Origin of the sequence: Mycoplasma leonicaptivi ATCC 49890 (assembly GCF_000622205.1) — a bacterium.
GTDB classification, from domain to species: Bacteria; Bacillota_I; Bacilli_A; order Mycoplasmatales; family Metamycoplasmataceae; genus Mycoplasmopsis; species Mycoplasmopsis leonicaptivi.
Genome location: NZ_JHWE01000016.1, coordinates 1 through 19301 on the forward strand (window position 1 = coordinate 1; position 19301 = coordinate 19301).

Annotated in this window: 22 protein-coding genes; 18 read left to right on the forward strand and 4 right to left on the reverse strand. The window is 23.9% G+C overall.

Annotated features, from left to right (window positions below; translation table 4 throughout):
• The 12 genes from BU00_RS04430 to BU00_RS0101300 form a co-directional block, all read left to right on the forward strand.
• Positions 1 to 449, forward strand: a 449-nt coding sequence (locus BU00_RS04430; protein ID WP_036458812.1) for a DDE-type integrase/transposase/recombinase, incomplete at its 5' end; no start/stop codon positions are given.
• Positions 450 to 681: 232 nt separating this feature from the next.
• Positions 682 to 3165, forward strand: coding sequence for an MYPU_1760 family metalloprotease (locus BU00_RS04435; protein WP_051521836.1), 2484 nt, complete (start codon positions 682 to 684; stop codon positions 3163 to 3165).
• A 1-nt stretch (position 3166) separates the two neighbouring features.
• A complete protein-coding gene (locus tag BU00_RS04440) occupies positions 3167 to 3832 on the forward strand; it encodes a DUF402 domain-containing protein (protein WP_036458820.1) in 666 nt (221 codons plus the stop codon).
• A gap of 32 nt (positions 3833 to 3864) precedes the next feature.
• Positions 3865 to 5274 (forward strand): glutamate--tRNA ligase, encoded by a 1410-nt coding sequence (gene gltX, locus BU00_RS0101260; RefSeq protein WP_027121145.1) that lies wholly within the window; start codon positions 3865 to 3867, stop codon positions 5272 to 5274.
• Positions 5264 to 5662 carry a DUF1934 family protein gene (locus BU00_RS0101265; RefSeq protein ID WP_027121146.1) on the forward strand — a complete coding sequence of 133 codons (399 nt, stop codon included), beginning with the start codon at positions 5264 to 5266 and terminating at the stop codon, positions 5660 to 5662. The genes gltX and BU00_RS0101265 overlap by 11 nt, the downstream gene beginning before the upstream one ends.
• 2 nt (positions 5663 to 5664) lie before the next feature.
• Positions 5665 to 6201, forward strand: a complete 537-nt coding sequence (locus BU00_RS0101270) for a tRNA (cytidine(34)-2'-O)-methyltransferase (protein WP_027121147.1) — start codon at positions 5665 to 5667, stop codon at positions 6199 to 6201.
• Positions 6185 to 6913, forward strand: coding sequence for a TrmH family RNA methyltransferase (locus BU00_RS0101275; RefSeq protein WP_027121148.1), 729 nt, complete (start codon positions 6185 to 6187; stop codon positions 6911 to 6913). Before BU00_RS0101270 ends, BU00_RS0101275 begins: the two co-directional genes overlap by 17 nt.
• Positions 6906 to 7184: a hypothetical protein gene (locus BU00_RS0101280; RefSeq protein ID WP_027121149.1), complete on the forward strand. Its 279-nt coding sequence runs from the start codon at positions 6906 to 6908 to the stop codon at positions 7182 to 7184. Before BU00_RS0101275 ends, BU00_RS0101280 begins: the two co-directional genes overlap by 8 nt.
• On the forward strand, positions 7177 to 8034 hold the full coding sequence (gene ylqF / locus BU00_RS0101285; protein WP_027121150.1) for a ribosome biogenesis GTPase YlqF: 858 nt from the start codon (positions 7177 to 7179) through the stop codon (positions 8032 to 8034). The genes BU00_RS0101280 and ylqF overlap by 8 nt, the downstream gene beginning before the upstream one ends.
• On the forward strand, positions 8027 to 8425 hold the full coding sequence (locus BU00_RS0101290) for a YigZ family protein (protein WP_027121151.1): 399 nt from the start codon (positions 8027 to 8029) through the stop codon (positions 8423 to 8425). The genes ylqF and BU00_RS0101290 overlap by 8 nt, the downstream gene beginning before the upstream one ends.
• Positions 8406 to 9773: a M17 family metallopeptidase gene (locus BU00_RS0101295; protein ID WP_036458815.1), complete on the forward strand. Its 1368-nt coding sequence runs from the start codon at positions 8406 to 8408 to the stop codon at positions 9771 to 9773. Before BU00_RS0101290 ends, BU00_RS0101295 begins: the two co-directional genes overlap by 20 nt.
• 29 nt (positions 9774 to 9802) lie before the next feature.
• The gene (locus BU00_RS0101300; protein ID WP_027121153.1) at positions 9803 to 11182 is read left to right on the forward strand and encodes a M17 family metallopeptidase; all 1380 of its coding nucleotides are present in this window, start codon (positions 9803 to 9805) and stop codon (positions 11180 to 11182) included.
• 28 nt (positions 11183 to 11210) lie between these two features.
• On the opposite strand, the gene BU00_RS04880 is transcribed toward BU00_RS0101300, so the two are convergent.
• The 3 genes from BU00_RS04880 to recU all read right to left on the reverse strand — a co-directional run bounded on the left by BU00_RS04880 (position 11211) and on the right by recU (position 13109).
• On the reverse strand, positions 11211 to 12044 hold the full coding sequence (locus BU00_RS04880; protein WP_027121154.1) for a GNAT family N-acetyltransferase: 834 nt from the start codon (positions 12042 to 12044) through the stop codon (positions 11211 to 11213).
• 78 nt (positions 12045 to 12122) lie between these two features.
• Positions 12123 to 12596, reverse strand: coding sequence for a hypothetical protein (locus BU00_RS0101310; protein ID WP_027121155.1), 474 nt, complete (start codon positions 12594 to 12596; stop codon positions 12123 to 12125).
• 27 nt (positions 12597 to 12623) lie between these two features.
• Positions 12624 to 13109: a Holliday junction resolvase RecU gene (gene recU / locus BU00_RS0101315; RefSeq protein WP_027121156.1), complete on the reverse strand. Its 486-nt coding sequence runs from the start codon at positions 13107 to 13109 to the stop codon at positions 12624 to 12626.
• Positions 13110 to 13202: 93 nt separating this feature from the next.
• On the opposite strand from recU, the gene tpiA reads away from it, so the two are divergent.
• The 6 genes from tpiA to BU00_RS05445 all read left to right on the forward strand — a co-directional run bounded on the left by tpiA (position 13203) and on the right by BU00_RS05445 (position 18936).
• Positions 13203 to 13937 carry a triose-phosphate isomerase gene (gene tpiA / locus BU00_RS0101320; RefSeq protein ID WP_027121157.1) on the forward strand — a complete coding sequence of 245 codons (735 nt, stop codon included), beginning with the start codon at positions 13203 to 13205 and terminating at the stop codon, positions 13935 to 13937.
• A gap of 21 nt (positions 13938 to 13958) precedes the next feature.
• Positions 13959 to 14807 (forward strand): PTS glucose transporter subunit IIA, encoded by an 849-nt coding sequence (locus BU00_RS0101325; RefSeq protein ID WP_027121158.1) that lies wholly within the window; start codon positions 13959 to 13961, stop codon positions 14805 to 14807.
• A gap of 135 nt (positions 14808 to 14942) precedes the next feature.
• A complete protein-coding gene (locus tag BU00_RS04950) occupies positions 14943 to 16067 on the forward strand; it encodes a restriction endonuclease subunit S (RefSeq protein WP_084477540.1) in 1125 nt (374 codons plus the stop codon).
• 157 nt (positions 16068 to 16224) lie between these two features.
• Positions 16225 to 16869: a hypothetical protein gene (locus BU00_RS0101335; RefSeq protein WP_027121160.1), complete on the forward strand. Its 645-nt coding sequence runs from the start codon at positions 16225 to 16227 to the stop codon at positions 16867 to 16869.
• 12 nt (positions 16870 to 16881) lie between these two features.
• On the forward strand, positions 16882 to 18153 hold the full coding sequence (locus BU00_RS0101340; protein ID WP_027121161.1) for a hypothetical protein: 1272 nt from the start codon (positions 16882 to 16884) through the stop codon (positions 18151 to 18153).
• A 9-nt stretch (positions 18154 to 18162) separates the two neighbouring features.
• Complete coding sequence (locus tag BU00_RS05445) at positions 18163 to 18936, forward strand: hypothetical protein (protein WP_027121162.1); 774 nt, start codon at positions 18163 to 18165, stop codon at positions 18934 to 18936.
• 43 nt (positions 18937 to 18979) lie between these two features.
• Here the strand turns inward: BU00_RS05445 and BU00_RS05195 are convergent.
• Positions 18980 to 19301: integrase core domain-containing protein (locus BU00_RS05195; RefSeq protein WP_027121163.1), on the reverse strand; the 322-nt coding region annotated here is incomplete at its 5' end.

Genomic DNA, 19301 nt, shown 5'->3' on the forward strand with positions numbered 1-19301 from the left:
CACCAAAAGATGTTAATGGAAATTTTGTATTTTTATCAGTTGCTATTCATCATCAAAGTAAGAAAATTTTATCTTGAAATATTTCAACGAATAATGACACTAAATTAGTAATAGATCATATTTCAGAAATTAGTTTTACTAAACCTTGAATAATACACTCAGATCATGGTTATCAGTATTCTTCACAAGAGTATAAAAAATTAGTTGATAAAATTAATGGAAAAATTTCAATGTCTAGAGTTGGTAATTCCTTAGATAATAGAGAAGTTGAATATTTCTTTTCGATATTAAAAACAGAATGTTTATATTTAAACAAAATAAAGGAAATGACTTTTAAAGAATTAAAATCATTAATTGAATCGTTTATTGTAAAATATAATAATGAAAGATTTCAATCAAATCTTAATTGAAAAACACCTCAAGAAACTTGAAGTGCTTTAAAATTATAATTGTTTCAAATCTGTGTCCCTGTTTATCTCAAATATTTGATGTTTTTTTATTTTTGGTCTAAAAATAATATTACAAATTTTAATAAAAATAATATTTGTAAATTTAAAAATAAAAGTTTAATATCAAAATTTATTTTTGTTTTTAGTACTAAAAGTTAATTAAAAAGACTAAAAAATAATTTAATTACATTTTTTTATAATTTATAATTAATAAATATATTTAGGAGGGGCTATGAAATTAAAAAAAATAGTTAAAAGCGGTATTATCACAAGTATATTTTTAAGTGTACCTTTGATTAGTTCTTCATGTATAAATTGAAAAGAAATTTTACTTGGTAAAAAAAATAATGATAGAGCTAATAAAAAAGGAAATGAAAAACCTGGAATAATTATTGATGACACAGCACCAATAACAGGTATTGTTTTTGACCCTCAAAATCCTTCTGGTAAGCGTAATCCTCAAAAAGATAATGATGCTACAAAAGCATCAAATGATAGTAATACAAATAATAATGATTCTAATTTACAACAACCACCAAAAAATACAGTTGACGATCAATCTTCACAAGATAATAATAATGTTAATAGTACCCCAAATAACGCAGGAACAAATAAACCTGAAAACCCTTCTGATGATGAAACAGAAATAAAAAATTCAGATGCTGAATATGATCCGAACTTAAAGGTTAAGGTTGAAAAAATTTCTGATCAAAAAACAAAATATACATTAGAAAATTGAAAAATAGATTATTTAGTTCCTATAACAAAAGAAGAAATAGGTTTAGCACCAAATATCTCTGAAGAACAAAGTGATAAAATTGTTAAAAATTATAATTTATATTCAAGAACTATATATGAAATAACTGATGGAAAACAAACATATCTTGAATATAAAGATCCATACACCAATGTTATTTTTAGAGATTATAGTTACCATACAATTACAGAAAATAACACCAAAAAACATGTTTATTTACTTGGAATTGATGGTCTTATATTATTAGCACAAGAATTTAAAAGAAAAGTTACATATGGACCAGAAGTTTTTGACTTAGAAGCAATTAATGTTAATAATTTTGAAGTTATACCAAATTTTGCTAATGGTTTATATATCCCTGATACAAGAAATATTTTTATAAACGGAAGTAGTGTTTCAGAAAAAGGATTTTCAACTTATCAAATAATTGGTGGTTTAATGCCGACTGTCTTTCATGAATATTTACACCACTGATCTTATAGTTATGCAGAAACTGCAATACCTGAAAAGGATGGTGCGATAAAGATCAATGAAATTCCTAGTTTAGATAAAGAGCAAAGAGTTGAAATCTATTACGATCCACAAAACGCTTCTGATGGACATCAACATGGTTCAAGGCAATATTGAAATGCCAAATTTGCTCATAATTTTTACAATTTATTAAATTTTGATGTAGATAAAAAAGCATATTTAAATAATGAGGCTTTAAAACTTTTTGGAATTAATCCTGCAACTTTTAGTGGTTTCTTATTTAATAAGTTTTCAATTAATGAATTATGAAAAATCGCAAATGATATTCAACTTCCAAATAATGTTCAAGGTTCAGAAAGTAACTTAGCAGTTTCTCCGAGTCGTTCATTTACTTTTGATATCAAAAGAATTAAATACAATTATTCATTAACAGAACTTGTACCACGTGAATATTCAAAATATGCATTTGAATCTTACTTCTCTATGAATGACGTTAATCCTGGTTTAAAAGCTTTTGAAAATAATACATCATCAATAGGATTTTTTGGTATTTTTTATCCTAAAAAAGATGAAAATAATACCGATTCAAGAATCTTTACACCACTTTCTTATTCAGAAGATTGATCAAGAGTATTTTTAAATAATTTTGATTCATTACAAAGACAAGGAATGTTTCAAGATGGTTTCCCAGGTGATAATGCACCAGAAGGACGTAGAACAAGAATCAATGCTACAATGTATCCTAATTCAGTATTTAATATCGATCCATTTGTTTATAAAAATGGTGTAGTAAGAAAAAGAGTCCGTACTTTCACCGGTATAAGAGAATATGAGGAAGTACAAGAAGGTAAATTACCAAAAGAAAAAACAAGAAATAGGTCACAAGATTTTTACAATTTATTCTTGGATACAATGAATTATGGTTCAAGTATTTCACAAATTTATTATAAAAATACTTGAAAATGAGCCGGTAAAAAAGATTATGTTATAAACGATCCAAAAACATCTGATGAAATTAAGTTTTCAGGTTATTTAAAAGATAAAAGTTTAACTGGTATTGTTGTTAGAGATGCTAATAATAAAGTTCTTTCACATACTAAATTTAGGTACTTAGATTCATTTAATTTCTTTGGTCATAAAGAGTTTGATCAAGGAGCAAAAATGTTTGATTCAGTAGATAATTTTGAAAGTAGTCAAATTTCAAAAGAACGTAATCAACAAATTCAAAATAGACTTTATCCTGAAAAACATTATTATGGTTATATTACACAAGATTTTGTTAAGATTTCAGAAAATAATAAAGTAAGTTTTTGAATGGATAAAAATAATGATAATGAAGTTTCTGATGATGAAATAATAAACTCCGAGGAATACGTTCTTAATCCACAAAGAAAAGTTACAAGTAATAGATCAACAACTGGAATAAGATTTAATAAATTTTATTTAGAAAAAGATAATAATGAGTTTATTTTCAGAAAGGTTAAATAAAATGGAGTGAGATTTTAGTGATATTAAAGTCGGAATGATAATTAATGTTCAAGCTTATAAACATAATTCACAACTTTATCGACAGTGATGCAATGCTAAAGTTATTTTCCATAATAAAAAACATATCGTTTTGTCCTTAAAAGGAACAAGAGTTATTGAATCTTTTAAAGTAAGTAAAGGCTGAACTTATAAAGATGATGCTCTTTGATTTATACCTAAAAAATCATTTTATAATTCAATAGTAATGTTAAAGAAAAACTATGGTAATTTATACTATATTAATTTAGCCTCATATCCAATTTTTGAAGATAATACAATTAAGTTTATTGATTATGATTTAGATTTAAAAAGTTATCCAAATAAAGATTTACAAATTGTTGATAAAGATGAGTTTCACGAAAATGCTAAAAAATATAAATATTCATTAAATATAAAAAATAAAATATTTAACGAAGTGCAAAATCTTGTTAGTTTATATAGTTCAAATCAATATTTCTTTAAAGAAGATATATTAAAATACTACATTCAAATTTTATATAATGATAAACTAATAAGTGAATCTCAATATTTAATGTACTTAAATAATGGTAAAAAAAGTCTTTTAGAAGAAACTTCAATGTTTAAAAAGTTTAATAATTTAAAAAATAATAAAAAAATAAGATATTAACATCTTATTTTTTAACAATATAAAGGGGAAAAATGAAAAAAATAAGAACAAGATATGCTCCAAGCCCAACTGGTTATTTACATATTGGTGGAGCAAGAACAGCTTTATTTTCATATTTATTTACAAAACATTTTAATGGTGATTTTATTTTTAGATTAGAAGATACTGATATAAAAAGAAATGTGCAAGATGGTGAAAGGTCACAACTTGAAAACCTTGCTTGACTAGGTATTATTCCAGATGAATCACCATTGAATCCTAATCCTGAATGTGGTAAATATAGACAAAGTGAAAAATTAGATAGATATAAAGAAATTGCAAACTTTTTATTAGAAAAACAATTTGCATACATTGCTTATGACACTACTGAAGAATTAGAAAAACAAAAGGAAGAAAGCGATGCATCCGGCATTCCAAGTTTTAGATACAATCGTGAATGATTAAAGATATCTGAAGCAGAAAAACAAAAAAGATATGATGCTGGTGAATATTCAATTCGTTTAGCAATGCCTAAAAATATAGAATATAAATGAAATGATATTGTTAGGGGTGAAATTATCTTTAATTCTAGTGAAATTGGCGATTGAGTTATTTACAAATCTGATGGGTTCCCTACATATAATTTTGCTGTTGTTGTTGATGATTATGATATGAAAATTACTCATGTTTTAAGAGGTGAAGAACATATTGGAAATACTCCTAAACAATTAGCACTTTATGATATGTTAAATTGGCAAAGACCTGAATTTGGACATTTAACAATAATTACAAATATGGAAGGTAAAAAACTTTCAAAAAGAGATTTAAGCGTTAAACAATTTGTTGAAGATTATAAAAACGAAGGGTATATGCCCCACGGAATTTTTAATTTTTTAACTCTTTTAGGTTGAACAAGTGAAGATGCTACTGAAATTATGTCAAAAGAGGAAATTATTAAAAAATTTGATCCAAACAGACTTAGTAAAAGTCCATCAAAATTTGATATTTCTAAAATGAATTGATTTTCAAAGTATTATTTAAAAAATACTAACAATCAAGAATTAAAACAATTTTTAGATATAAAAAATAATGAGTTTAATTCAGAATGACTTGAGTTGTTTATTGAAACATATAAACAAAATGCTGTAACCATTTCTGAATTAAAATCAAATCTTAGTTTATACACAAATCCGATAAGTACTAAAGTTGAATTCGATGAACAAGATTTAAAAGTTGTGAATGAATTTAGAGTTTTATTATCTAATGAAAACGAATTTAAAGTTGAAAATATACAAAATGCAATAAACCAAACTTCAATTAATTTAAACGTAAAAGGTAAAAAATTATTTATGCCAATTAGACTTGCTTCCACTTCACAAGAACATGGTCCAGAGCTAGCAAAAGCAATTTATTTATTTGGTTTTGACTACATTATGAAAGCATTAAAAAAATATGAAAATTAATTTTACTTCAATTATCCATCAAGGTGAAGAACCTAAAACAACTAAATTTACAACTGAATTACTAACATATTCATCAGAAGATGGAATAACAACATTTTCTTTTAACAATCCTGTTAATAATGAAAAAAATCTTATTGAAATTTCTGAAAATGAAATTTCAATAAATTCAGGTGTTGCCTCAATTTTTCTTGAATTTGAAAAAGAAAAAGAATTTATTTTCGATTTTAATAATGGTAAGCAAACCTTAGAAATACCTTTAAAAAGTTTATGAACATATAAAAACTTTACGCAAAATAGTTTTATTTTTCATTATGATTTATTCAACTCAGATGTAAAAATAGGTAGTTTTGAATTAACACTTAATTTAGACTTAAATACAGAAAGATAGTTATGATTAATATTGTATTATTTGAACCAGAAATTCCACAAAATACTGGAAGTATAATTAGAACAGCATATGCACTTGGTGCTAAATTACACATAATTAAACCAATTAGTTTTGATTTACATCCAAAATATTTGAAGCGTTTTGGTGCTGGAAGAATGTTAAGTGATATAAGACATGAAATTCATCATTCAATTAATGATTTTTTAGCAAAATATCAATATAAAAATATCTATTACATAACAAGATATGGTTTAAAAACTTATGCTGATGTTAATTATAAAACTGAGTATCAAAAAAATAATGAAATATGAGTTATGTTTGGGAGAGAGTCTACTGGTATTGATAAAGATTTATTAAAAAACAACTTAGATAATTGTTTAAGAATTCCTATGGTTTCTGAAATGAGATCAATTAATCTTTCTAATTCCGTTTGTGTTATAGGATATGAGATTATGAGACAATTAGATTTTATTAATTTATCACTATACGAAGTTCAAAAAGGTAAAGATTTTTTATTAAAAAATGATTTTAACAAGTAGACAAAATCCTAAAATTAAATATTTAAAAAGTTTGCAGCAATCTAAATATAGAAAACAATCACAACAGTTTTTAATAAATGGATATCACATTGTTGAAGAAGCACTAAAAATACCCGGAATTGTGCAAGAGATTTTTGAAGTTGAAGGATTTGCTAAGTTTCCTAATTCAACATTAATTTCAAATGATTTAGTACCTTATTTATCCGAACAAAAATCTCCCCAAAATATTTTTGCTTTATGCAATTTTAAAACAAATGATCAATTTAAAATTAATAAAGCAATAGTTTTAGATAATTTACAAGATCCTGGAAATATTGGAACAATAATCAGACTCGCTAAAGCATTTGACTTTGATACAATTATTTTAAATAATGTTGATATTTATAATGATAAAGTTATCAGATCTTCACAAGGTGCTTTATTTAGTGTTAACATATTTTGTACTGATAATTTAGAATTATTGTTAAATAATTTAAAGCAAAAAAAAGGTTTTTTAATATATCAAACTCTTTTATCGAAAAATGCTAAGAAAATTAATGATGTACAATTTAGACAAAATAATATTGCATTTGTTTTTGGTAATGAAGGTAATGGTATTTCTCAAAATATTCAAAAATTAAGTGATTGTGATCTTTATATTCCAATTAACTTTGAAAGTCTTAATGTAGCTTGTGCTTGTGCCATTGTATTAAATAAGGTTTTTAATGGATAATTTAAAATTTGAAGAACTAATAAAATTTATAAAACAAAAAAATATCCCTATTTCAATACAAGGATACAATATTGAACAAGTAGACTCGCTTTTAGAATTAATCATTAATTGAATAAATCAGTTTAATAATCAATTTAATGAAACTCAAAATAAATTAGGAACAATTCAAAAAGAAATGCAAAATTTATTTTCACAAATTAAAACAAAAGATTTAGAAATATCAAGATTAACACAAAAAATAGATTTATATCAAAAAGGTAAAAATGAATAATCAAGAAAATCAAAAAGAATATCAAAACTTAATTCAATGATACCCAGGCCATATGGCCAAAGGTTTTAATGAAATAAAAGAAAATGCTAATTTAGCTGATATTTTTATTGTTGTTTTAGATGCAAGGTGTCCAATCAGTTCTTATAATGAAGATTTTGATAAAATTGCACCACATAAGCAACGTTTATTTATTATCACTAAAAGTGATTTAATGGATACAAGTAAAAAATCTGCTATAAATAATCGTTTTGGTAATGAGCAAATTTTATGATTAGATTTAAGAAAACAATCATCTAAAAAAATAATTTTAAATAAGTTAAAAGAGATGAGTAAAAAAAGAATTGAACAAGATCGTAAAAAAGGGATAATTTTAACAAAAATAAAATCTTTTGTCATAGGTGTTCCAAATTGTGGTAAAAGCACTTTAATAAACCTTGTTTCTGAAAAAGCAAAACTTAAAGTAGCTAATATGCCAGGAGTAACTCGTGAAAAGAAATGAGTTATTAATAATGAATTTCTTTTTCTGGACACACCAGGAATTCTTTTGCCAAAATTTCTTGATCAAGAAGTACCTATTAAATTATTAGCAATAGGTTCTATAAAAGGTGAAATTTTTTCTCAAAAAGATATTTCTACAAAAATATGAATTCTTGTTTCTAAATATTATCCTGAAAAACTTTTAGAAATAACTCAAAAACCAAGTTTAGATGAAATAGAAGTTTTTGATTGTTTTCATAAATATGCCAAGCATTTCAAATTTTATAAAGAAAAAGGTAAGTTGGATTTAGAAAAAGCTCAAAAACATTTTTTACAATGAGTAAAAAATTTAAAAGGTGTGACATTTGATTAATAACGAGGTAGAAATAATTGTTAAAAAATCAAGATTTGTATCTTATTATTTTGAAATAAATAATAAAAATCAAGTACAAGAAATTATTAATAACCTTAAGCAAGAACATAAAAAAGCAAGACATATCTGTTATGCTTTTACAACATCAAATAATGGTGTTTTAAATGCTGGGATGAACAATGATGGAGAACCAAAAGGTACAGCCGGAAAACCGATTTTAGAATTAATAAATCTTAAAAAAGTATCTAATATATTAGTAGTAGTTGTTCGATATTTTGGCGGGATTTTACTTGGTGCTGGTGGTTTAATACGAGCGTATAGAACCTCAGCATCAGAAGCAATTAACTTATATTTATTAAAAAGGAGTGAAGATGAAATTAGTAAAAAATAATTTAGATAACTACCAATTATTAAAAATCAGTTGTGATAATTCGGTTGAATGAATAGCAAAAAAAGATTCAAAAGTTACAGATAACATATCACAAAAAATTTCATATGTATATTTTGACAAAAAAGAACTAACACTTGAAAAACTTGCAATTTGAGTTAAAAGTTTTTCAAGTTCACTAAACAGAAATTATTTAGTTGATGTTAAATCATTTCAAGAACATTTTGCAATTAATGATTTATTACGTGTTTTTATAAGTAGTTATGAATTTGCAATTGCAAAATTATTTAAAAAAACAAATGTAAAAAATGAATCGAATAAAACAGAAAATCAAATGTGTTTATATATTGAAAATCCAGGAAAAGAAATTGAAAAATTAGTCTTTAAATTAAATGTTATTGCTGAATCAGTTCAAAAAACAAGAGATTTACAAATAACACCAGAAAATTTCTTAAATTCAGAAATGTTAGCAGCAAAAATTGCTGAAGATTTTTCAGGTATAGAGAATTTACATGTTAAAACATTAACTAAAAAAGAAATACAAGAATTAAATATGGGACTGTTGTTATCTGTAAACAAAGGTAGCACACATGAACCTAGAGTTGTAATAATATCATATAATGGTAATAAAAAATCTAAAAACAAAACCGCTATTGTAGGTAAAGGAATAACATTTGATACCGGAGGTGTTAATACAAAAGGTTACCATATGGATGGTATGAAATTTGATATGTCTGGATCTGTTATTGCTGCATACACCGTTAAAATTCTTGCTTTATTAAAAGAAAAAGTTAATGCATATGCTATTATGTGTATAACTGATAACAGAATTAATGCAGATGCTTCATTACCAGAAAATGTTTATCAATCAATGAGTGGTAAATGAGTTGAAGTTGTTGACACTGATGCAGAAGGTCGTTTAGTTCTTGCTGATGGTATCTATTATGCAGCAGATATTATTAAACCAAATACAATAATAGATGTTGCAACTTTAACTGGTGCAATTTTAACTTCATTAGGACACGTTTATTCAGGTATTTGATCTACTAATGATCAAAAATGAGAAGTTTTTGCAAATTCAGCAAAAATTGCACAAGAAAAAGTTTGAAGAATGCCATTACATGAAGATTTTAATAAAGGAAATAAATCATCAAAAGTTGCTGATTTAGCATCTTGAAGTAAAACTGTAAGACAAGATTCAAGTCAAGCAGCAATGTTTTTAAAAGAATTTACAAAAGATATTGATTTTATTCACTGTGATGTTGCAGGTACTGCTGATATTGCAGGTCAACCCCAAGGTGTTCTTGTTGCAACACTTGTTGAGTTTATAGTTAATTTAGAAAATAATTAGTGTAAAATTAAATTTAAAGGAGATAAAATATGAAAATCAAAACAATCGATAAAACAAGAAATCATTCAATGCTTTTAAATGCTGTTTTTAAAGATGATTCATTTGATGCAACCATTATTAAAAAAAATGGATATGTAACAGAATTTTTTGATAAAAATGAAGCGTTTGTTTATATGGGTGAAGAAAAATCATATAAATATGAAAGTGTTTATAATTTTGCAAAAACTTTATTTACAAATCAAGCAAGAGATTTACAAATTAACTTAGATTCATTTGTAAAAGGGAAAGTATGTATTCCTTGTGTTGTATCTGCTTTTACAGATGCATATAATTATGTTAATGCGGATATTTACTCAGCCAAAACTTCTAAAAAAGAAGAAAAATTTAATGTTAGTTTATTAACACAAGCAGATAAAGAAAAATATGAGAAAAAATTTGAAGAGGTGTCAATTTTAAGTGATGCAGTTAATTTTGCAAGAAACTTACAAATTATGCCACCAAACATTTGTAACTCTGAATATTTAGCAAGTTATGTTGAAAATGATTTAAAACAATACTCAAACTTATCAGTTAAAGTTTTAAATAAAGCAGAAATCGAAAAACTTGGAATGGGTCTATTACTTTCAGTTAACAGGGGAAGTATGTATGAACCTAGAGTTGTTGTTATTGAATACAATGGAAATCCACAAAGTTCAGAAAAAACAGTTTATGTAGGTAAGGGTATAACATTTGATTCAGGTGGTTATTCATTAAAACCTGGACGTTCAATGCTTGGAATGAAATTTGATATGTCCGGATCTGCATTTGTTGCTTCTGCAATGAAAGCTATTGCTCAATTAAAACCAAAAACAAATGTTTCTGCAATTATGTGTATTACAGATAATAGAGTTAATGGTGATGCTTCGCTTCCCGATTCTGTTTGAACTTCTATGAACGGAAAAACAGTTGAAATTAATAACACAGATGCTGAAGGACGTTTAGTAATGGCTGATGGATTAACATATGCTGTAAGAAACTTAAAAGCAACAAGACTTGTTGATGTAGCTACTTTAACTGGTGCTATTTTAGTGGCCTTAGGAAGTACATATACTGGTGTTTGATCAACAACAGATAAAGCATGAAATGAATTATTAGAAGCTGCAAATAATCAACACGAACTCGTTTGAAGAATGCCAATGGATGAAGCTTTTGCAAAAGAAATTAAAAATTCACCAGTTGCTGATCTAAAAAATACAGATTTATCTGGTGCTGGTGGAGGAAGTTCATCTGCTGCAATGTTTTTAAAAGAATTTACAGAAGATGTTGAATATATTCACTTAGATGTTGCTGGAACAGCAGAACAAAGTGGAAGACCAACAGGTGCTATGGTAAAAACACTAGTTCAACTTGCACTTAATTCTTTAAAATAAGAAAATAAAATATCACTTTTGTGATATTTTATTTTTCATCCATTGAAACAGAAGAAACATATAGTTTATCATAATCTTTAAAGCCAAGTTTATAATACATTGAAGCAGCATTAGGATTACTAAAAAATAATATAGGTGTCATTTTTCTTCTAAAAATTTCATTACAAAGTGAAATTACACAATCTTGTGCATGCCCTTGTCTTCTGTATTCTTCAACTGTATAAACACCACCAATCATTGCTACTTTTTTATTTTTAGCAGATATTGCAGCATGTGACATTATTTCATTCTTTTGATTATTATATTTAATATAACCAAAATAATAACCATCGTTAAAAGATTTTTTTAAGTAATTAATATCTGTTGTTTGGTTGCTTAAACCACCAAATTCTTTTATTTTTAACCTACCTTCAATTACTTTTTCAAGATCTTGTAATTCAATTTCTTTCGCTTTTAAATCGTTTAAATTCACATTTTTTTCAAAATCTAATTGATGAAGTGTTGCAATTTGTTGTGTATATAAAGTTTGTTTAATCTGAAACTCATCAATAAATTTAAAGAAGAATTCATAAAATTCATAACAAAAAATAAAATTATTAATATTGTTTTCTTTTACAAGTTTATAAAACTCATTTTTATTTATTTGAGTTTTCCCATCATAAAAAACAACTAAGTTGGTATAAAACTTTAAAAATATTGCATTATAACTATCTTTATTTTTTATAACATAAGTTTTAACATTTTCATTATTTAATCCAAATTGTTCAATATCCGAAATTAAAAATAAATATTTTTTAGAATCTTGTTTGTATAAAAAATCTAAAATTTCATTTATGTCATTGTTATCAATTGTTTTTATCATATATAAATAATATATTATTTCTTTAAATCTTTAATTATTTTGGATTATGTTTTATAAATTGTTAATAGATTTAAAAATTTAGGTATATTGCAAAATAATAAAAGTAACAAAAACAACTGTGTATATAATAAAATTAAAGTAATAGCTAAATTTAGATTTTTTAATAAAAATTTGTTCAGGAATTTCGTAATTTTGCTTGTTTGCTTTTTCTTTTTCATAAACAATCTTTTCAGTTTGACTCATTGATTTTATTCTACTATTTTCACTTCTTTTTCTAAAGTTTTCAGATGATAACCTTATTTTTTGAATTGTATGAGCAAAAAGACCAATAGATAAACCTACTGCAAATAAATTGATAATAAACAAAATAATAGACGACAAAGCAAGAGAATCAACAAATTGATAATTTGGATTTTCTTTTTTTATTAAAAAATCAATTATTGTTATTAATCAAAAAACTAAAAAGAAAGACAAAGAAACGATATAAAATTTTTTAGTGCTAAATTGTAGTTTAAAATACAATTTATATAAATTTCTATTTTTATTTTTCATTTTTACCATTGCTTGATTTTATCAAAATTAAATAAATTCTAAAACACAAGGGAAATTTAATTCTAACTCTTTTGATTCTTTTAAAACGTCTTTATACATAAAACTTTTGGTTTCAGAATCAAAATATTTATTTATAAATTCTAAATTAACTTTTAAAAATTTATTTCTATGAGAAAAATAAATTATAAAAAATGCTATTCCACCATTTTTTTGAATTAAATTTAAGTAATTTAACTGATGTTGTTTTATATTTTGCAAATTAAATCTATCTTCTTGTGTTGTTTTTGCTTCAAAACAAATAAATCGACCTTCATACATACCAATATAATCTACGGTGGATTTCTTTGCAATTACAGCATTGTTTAATTTTAATTTAAAATTATTGTGCTCAACTTCTTTAAATCATATATCAAGACCTTTTTTCTCTATAAAAGCAATATTATTTTCTCAATAGTAATTAAGAGTTTTGTTAATAATTGTTTCTAAAAATTTTCCCTTGTTTTTGTTATTCATATATTATTATTAAAATATTTTATAAAAATTGAAAAAAATAATAAAAAAACTTTTTTTTGTTAAAATATATAAATATAAAAAACAAGGAGTTTTATGGTTAAAAAAGTAATTATTGGTAACTGAAAAATGAATAAAACTTTTTCAGAAACTGAAAAATTTTTAAAAGATTTAGTTATTGAATTTAATAATAAAAAAGATTTAATTGATGATAATATTGTTTATGGGATCGCAGTACCATTTACAAACTTATCTGCATTTCAAAATAATGAATTAAAAGATTTAAAAATTGCTGCACAAGATGTTTCAAAACATCTAAAAGGAGCATTTACAGGTGAAGTATCTGTTGAAATGTTAAAAGACTTAGGTGTTTCTTTTGTTGTTTTAGGTCACTCTGAGAGAAGAATGTATCATAACGAATCAGATGATTTAGTTTATGAAAAAGCAAAAATAGCATTAGAAAATGGTTTAGTACCTGTGATTTGTGTCGGGGAAACACTTGAAGAATATGAAAAAGGTTTAACAAAAGAGGTTGTTAAAAAACAAATTAAAAATTCTGTTAAGGATTTAGATTATTCAAAAATAGTTGTCGCTTATGAACCTATTTGAGCTATTGGAACAGGTAAGGTTGCTACACCAGAAATTGCTCAAGATATATGTGAATACATACATTCATTAACATCAAATGAATTAGTAGTGCAATATGGTGGTTCAGTTTCTCCTAAAAATATTGAAGAATTAAGTAAACAAAAAGATATTAACGGTTTCTTAGTTGGTGGAGCATCATTAGAAGTTGTAAGTTTCGTACAATTACTAACTAATGGTAAATAATTTAATATAAAAGAGGTAAAAATGTCGAATACAGAAAATAAATGCCCATGCAAACCTTTTTTTGGTTGTGTTTGCTATAATGAAGTTCCTAAAAAAGTTTTAGATGTAGTTGAAGCTTTTGGAGGGATAAATAATATTTTAGGTTTTAATAATAGTGTTTCAGAATTAAGATATGATGTAAAAAATGTTAATTTAGTCTCAGAAGAGAAATTAAAAAAACTTGGTTCTAAAAAAGTCTTAATTCTTGAAGGTGCAAAACATATTCAAGTTGAACTTGGTGAAATTGTTGAAGAACTTAATTTTGAAGTAAAAAAATATGCTAACTTATTAAAATCAAAAGAACAAAACATTGAAATTAAATCTGATACAAATGATTCAAAATCAGAAAAAACAGATGTAAAACATTCCAATGAAATGGAAGTTCTTGCTCCTGTTTCTGGTGAAATTGTTTTACTTAAAGATTTAAATGACGGTATTTTTTCAAATAACTTAGTAGGAAATGGTCTTGCAATTAAATTTGATTTAAATTCATCAAAATTATCTGTTAAAGCACCATTTAAAGGTAAAGTTACAATGTTACCTGCTAACAAAAACCAATTTATTTTTAATTCTGTTTGTGGTAATGAACTTGTTGTTATTTTAGGTCTTGATAGTTATAAATTAAACGGTATTGGTATTAATTTTAAAGTAAAACTTAACGAAACAGTTGAAGCCGGTCAAGAAATTGTAGAACTTAATCTTGATAATTTTAAAAACGAAAATATTGATAACCACATTGTTTTATCAACAACACAATTTTCTAAATTAAACAATATTTCAGATTTAGCAAATAAAGCACAAGTATCAGAAAAATTATTTGTTTTAAAATAAAATAATTTCTTAAAGAAATTATTTTTTATAAACTTTTTTAAAAAAAATTCATGAAATTTTCTCAAAATAGACTTTTTCTTTTTTCATTTTTAATCAAAATAATATAATTAAAGAAAATTGTTAGGAGTAATAGAGATGAGAGAGAGAGAGAGCAGACCTCAAATTAGATTTGAAGGATTTGAAGCAGAGTGAGAAAATGTAACAATTCGAGAATTATTTCATTACAAAAGACCAGATAAATATATATCAACACATAACGTTTTTTTTGAACAAGGAAAAACACCTGTTTTAACTGCTAATAAAGCATTTATATTAGGTTATACAAATGAAAAAAATATTTGTAATGATGAATGTATATTGTTTGATGATTTTACACAAGAAATAAAATATGTTGATTTCCCTTTTTTAGTTAGGTCAAGTGCACTAAAATTCCTTTTAAGTAAATGTGATTTTGATATTAAATTTTTATATTTCTTATTAAAAAGCGTAAACTTTGAATCATATGGTCATGCGAGACACTATATAACTTATGTTAAAAACAAATCTATATTAATCCCTAAATTAAAAGAAAGTAATCGCATTTTATCTTTTTTCAATAGCATCGATAATCAAATCAATACTCAAAATCAAAAAATAGAAAAACTCGAAAACATTAAAAAAGAATTATTACAAAAAATGTTTGCAGATAAAGATAATTTAGTCCCAAAAATTAGGTTTGAAGGGTTTGAAGGTGAGTGAATAAAAAATAATGTTGGTGCATTATTTACTATTAAAAGAGGTTTAGTTTTAGACCAAAAAAGTATTTCAAAATTTAAATATGGTAATTATATTTATCCTGTGTATTCTTCACAAACATTAAATGATGGTTTATTAGGTTATTATAAAAATTACTTGTTTCATAATTGTATTACTTGAACAACGGATGGTGCAAATGCAGGAACAGTATCTTTTAGAAAAAATAATTTTTTTGCAACTAATGTTTGTGGTGTGTTAGATAAAAAAGAATATGAACCAAATTTATTTTTCGCAAATGTATTCAAAAAAGAAACTTTTCAGCATGTTATATATGAAGTAGGTAATCCTAAATTAATGAGTCACGTTGTAAAAGATATTGAAATATTTTTTACAAATAACCTTCAAGAACAACAAAAAATCGCAAAACTCTTTTCAACTCTTGATAACGTCATTAAACTAAACAAGCAAAAACTCGAAAAACTGCAAAATATTAAAACAACATTGCTTCAAAAAATGTTTGTGTAAAATTGTATAAAAAAATAGATAAAGTTAAAAAATCACTTCACAACCTTTAGTGTTGTTTGTGATTTTTATTTCCACAAAAAAGCAAATTAATTTATTTTTTTGATACTTGGATAAATAATTAATATTATAATTATAAAACAATATTTTAAGGAGTTTTATGAAAAGAAAACATATAATTTTTTTAATTAATGGAAAAAGAAGGAGTGGTAAAGGTTTATTAACTAATGCTATAAAACAAAAATGTAATGAAAAATTTAACAATAACATTCACGTTTTATCATTTGCACAACCTATTAAAAGTATTACTGAACCAATTTTAAATGAGTTAAATTGAGATGGTAAAGATAAAGAAGTTGTAAGACCTCTTTGAATTGCTATGGGTGAAGTAGGTAGAAAAATAGATAACAATATTTGATGTTCAAAAGTCTTTAATAAAATTAAAGACTTAGTAATTGAATCATCTAAAAATGAACAAAATAGTATGTATATAATTGATGATTTACGTTTTCCAAATGAATTAGATTTTTTCAAAGGTAATTTAAACCAAATTAAAGAAAAATTAAATACTAAAACAGATGAAGTAAGTGTTGTTTCAATTAGAATTGAAAAATTTATTGATGCTGAAAAATTTGTACCTGGGGTTGATGATAATTCAACTGAAATAAGTTTTGATAAACTTGTTAATATTTGTTTTGATCATATTGTTCCGCAAAACACTTTAATTAACAATGAGTGAATTGCTCAATTTGATAAAGTCGACATTATTGCTGATGTTGTAATTAAAAACTTTATAAAGTTTTAATAATAAACAATTATGAATAACACATTTAAGTTTATAAATACTTTAGGTAATGTTGCAACAGTTGCAAATTCTTTTAATGCACAAAATAGTTCTATAATTAGTAAGATAAATACAACAACATCTGAATTTGATCCTAATTTTGAAAGAATAATTAATAAACTTTCAAAAGATAAAGGAAAATATGGTGAAAGATTTTCAAGATTATCGGAAGAAGAAAAAAAGGTTTTATTAATCGAAAGTGTTAAAAAACTTGATATCGATTCAACTAAAAAAAATCTAATTTTAAATAAATTAAAAAGCGATACGGAACTATTTAATGGATATACAAATATCTTTATAAGAAAATCAGAAGAACAAATAATTAAAATAAAAAGCGTCGTAAACAAAAACTTAATAAAAACAAAAGATTTACCTAAAAAAATCAGATTAAAATCTGAGCATGGTTTTATAAATGAATCCGCCGATATATCATCAAAAAAAATTTATTCAAAAATTTATGAATATAATGAAGAAATAGAAAAATTTAAAAAAGAAAAAAAGGATTTATTAAATAAAAAGAAATCTTTACAAACAGCAAGCACGGTTTTAAATAGTATACAAATTATTTTAGGAATTTTATCTGCTGGATCGTTTATAGCTTCGTTTTTTGGTTTTGGTTTACCAGCAATTTTAACCACACCATTAGTTGCAGTTATTAGTTTTGTTTCTGGTATACAAATTGTTGTTAATGCTTTTTTAACTCATATTGATTATTTGATAAAAAATTTAAATCAATATACTGAAATTATTGATTTTGTTAAAAATGTTGCATCATCAAGTTTTACTTTTGAAGTTTTTTCAAAATTTGTTAAAGATAGCAAAAAATTTATTTTACCTGTTTTAAAGAAACCAATTTCAAATGTTCTTAATTTTTTAGGTTTTTCCATTACAATTCAATCACTAGTTACTGATGTTAAAGAATTACAAGATACTTTTAATAAATTTTCAGAAATTGAAGAAAAAAAATCATTCATAATAAAAGAAGCATTAAAATTAAAAAATATAACAAACTTTGTTGTTATCGGTGAAACTGAACAATATGGTGAATACAATAATAATGGCTTTGGTGGAAAAAATATTTATTTTAAAAATTTAGAAGAAAATAAAATATATTCTCTTAATGAGATGTTAAAAAAAGATGATAATTATTTATACTTAAATAATTTAATAAAGGTTTTTGATAAAAATAAAGGATGATATATTAAAAGTTTGCCAAATAAAATAAAAGAAGATAATCTAGGTTAATTTAATCTTATGTATTTTGATTCACATTTCAAAGATATAATTTTATATTTATTTTTTTGAATTGTTTGTAGTCTGGTATTAATATCTATTTTATATCAAAAGATTTTATTAGAAAATGATACTTTCTTTTTTGATAAAAAAGCAAAATTTTTTAATAAAAAATATATTTTACCAACAATTTTTTTAATTTTTACTTATTCATTTGGTATTTTTTATTTTGTGCAAACAATAGTAGAAACAATATTAAATTTTAATACTATTAAAAATGATAGTTTATTAACTATAAAACTTATATCAATTTACTGTGTATCATTTTTATTTCTGTTTTTACTTATGTCTTCGATAAAAATATTAATTTTATATAAGATTTTTTTATCTAAAACAACTTTATTTTTTTACTTAAAAATTTACAGATCTAAATGGTTTAAGTTATTTTATTTAGAGTTAAAAATATATAATTTTGCTATTAAAAATTGAAATAAAAGAAAAAATATTAATAATCCACTAATTATTTATGAATTAAGTGATGAACAAATAATAAAATACTCAAATTTTATAAGAAAAACAAGCATATACACAAAAGAAGATTTAAAAATATTATTTTCTAAATTAGAAAGTATTTTAAAAAATGAAGAAAACATTATTCTTATGTATCAAATTGAGGAACTAGTTTATAAAATCCTTTTTAAGGATGAATTTCAAAATTTTAAAAGTTTTTATAAACATATAAATAAAATTCAAGATTATGAAAAAATTAATAATAATATTTACTTTATCAAATAATTTAAAAGAAGATAATCTAAACATGGAAGTCTATTTTAGACCATTAATACTTATTAACGTCTCAAACTTCTTGAGGCGTTTTTCATTGTAAATTTGATTGTATTCTTTCAAAATTATATCAATCAACATAATTTTTTATAAGATTTAATAATTCAGAAAAATTTAATTTAGAAATATTAATTTTGTTTAACATTTCAGATTTAATATTAGAAAAGAAATATTCTGCTTCTCTATTGTCAAGTGAATTACCAACTCTACCCATAGAAATTTTAAAATTATTTTTCTTAGAAAGTTTTATATATCTATTTGATGAATATTGATATCCGTGATCTGAATGAACAATTATTTTAGATTTTTTCTTAAAT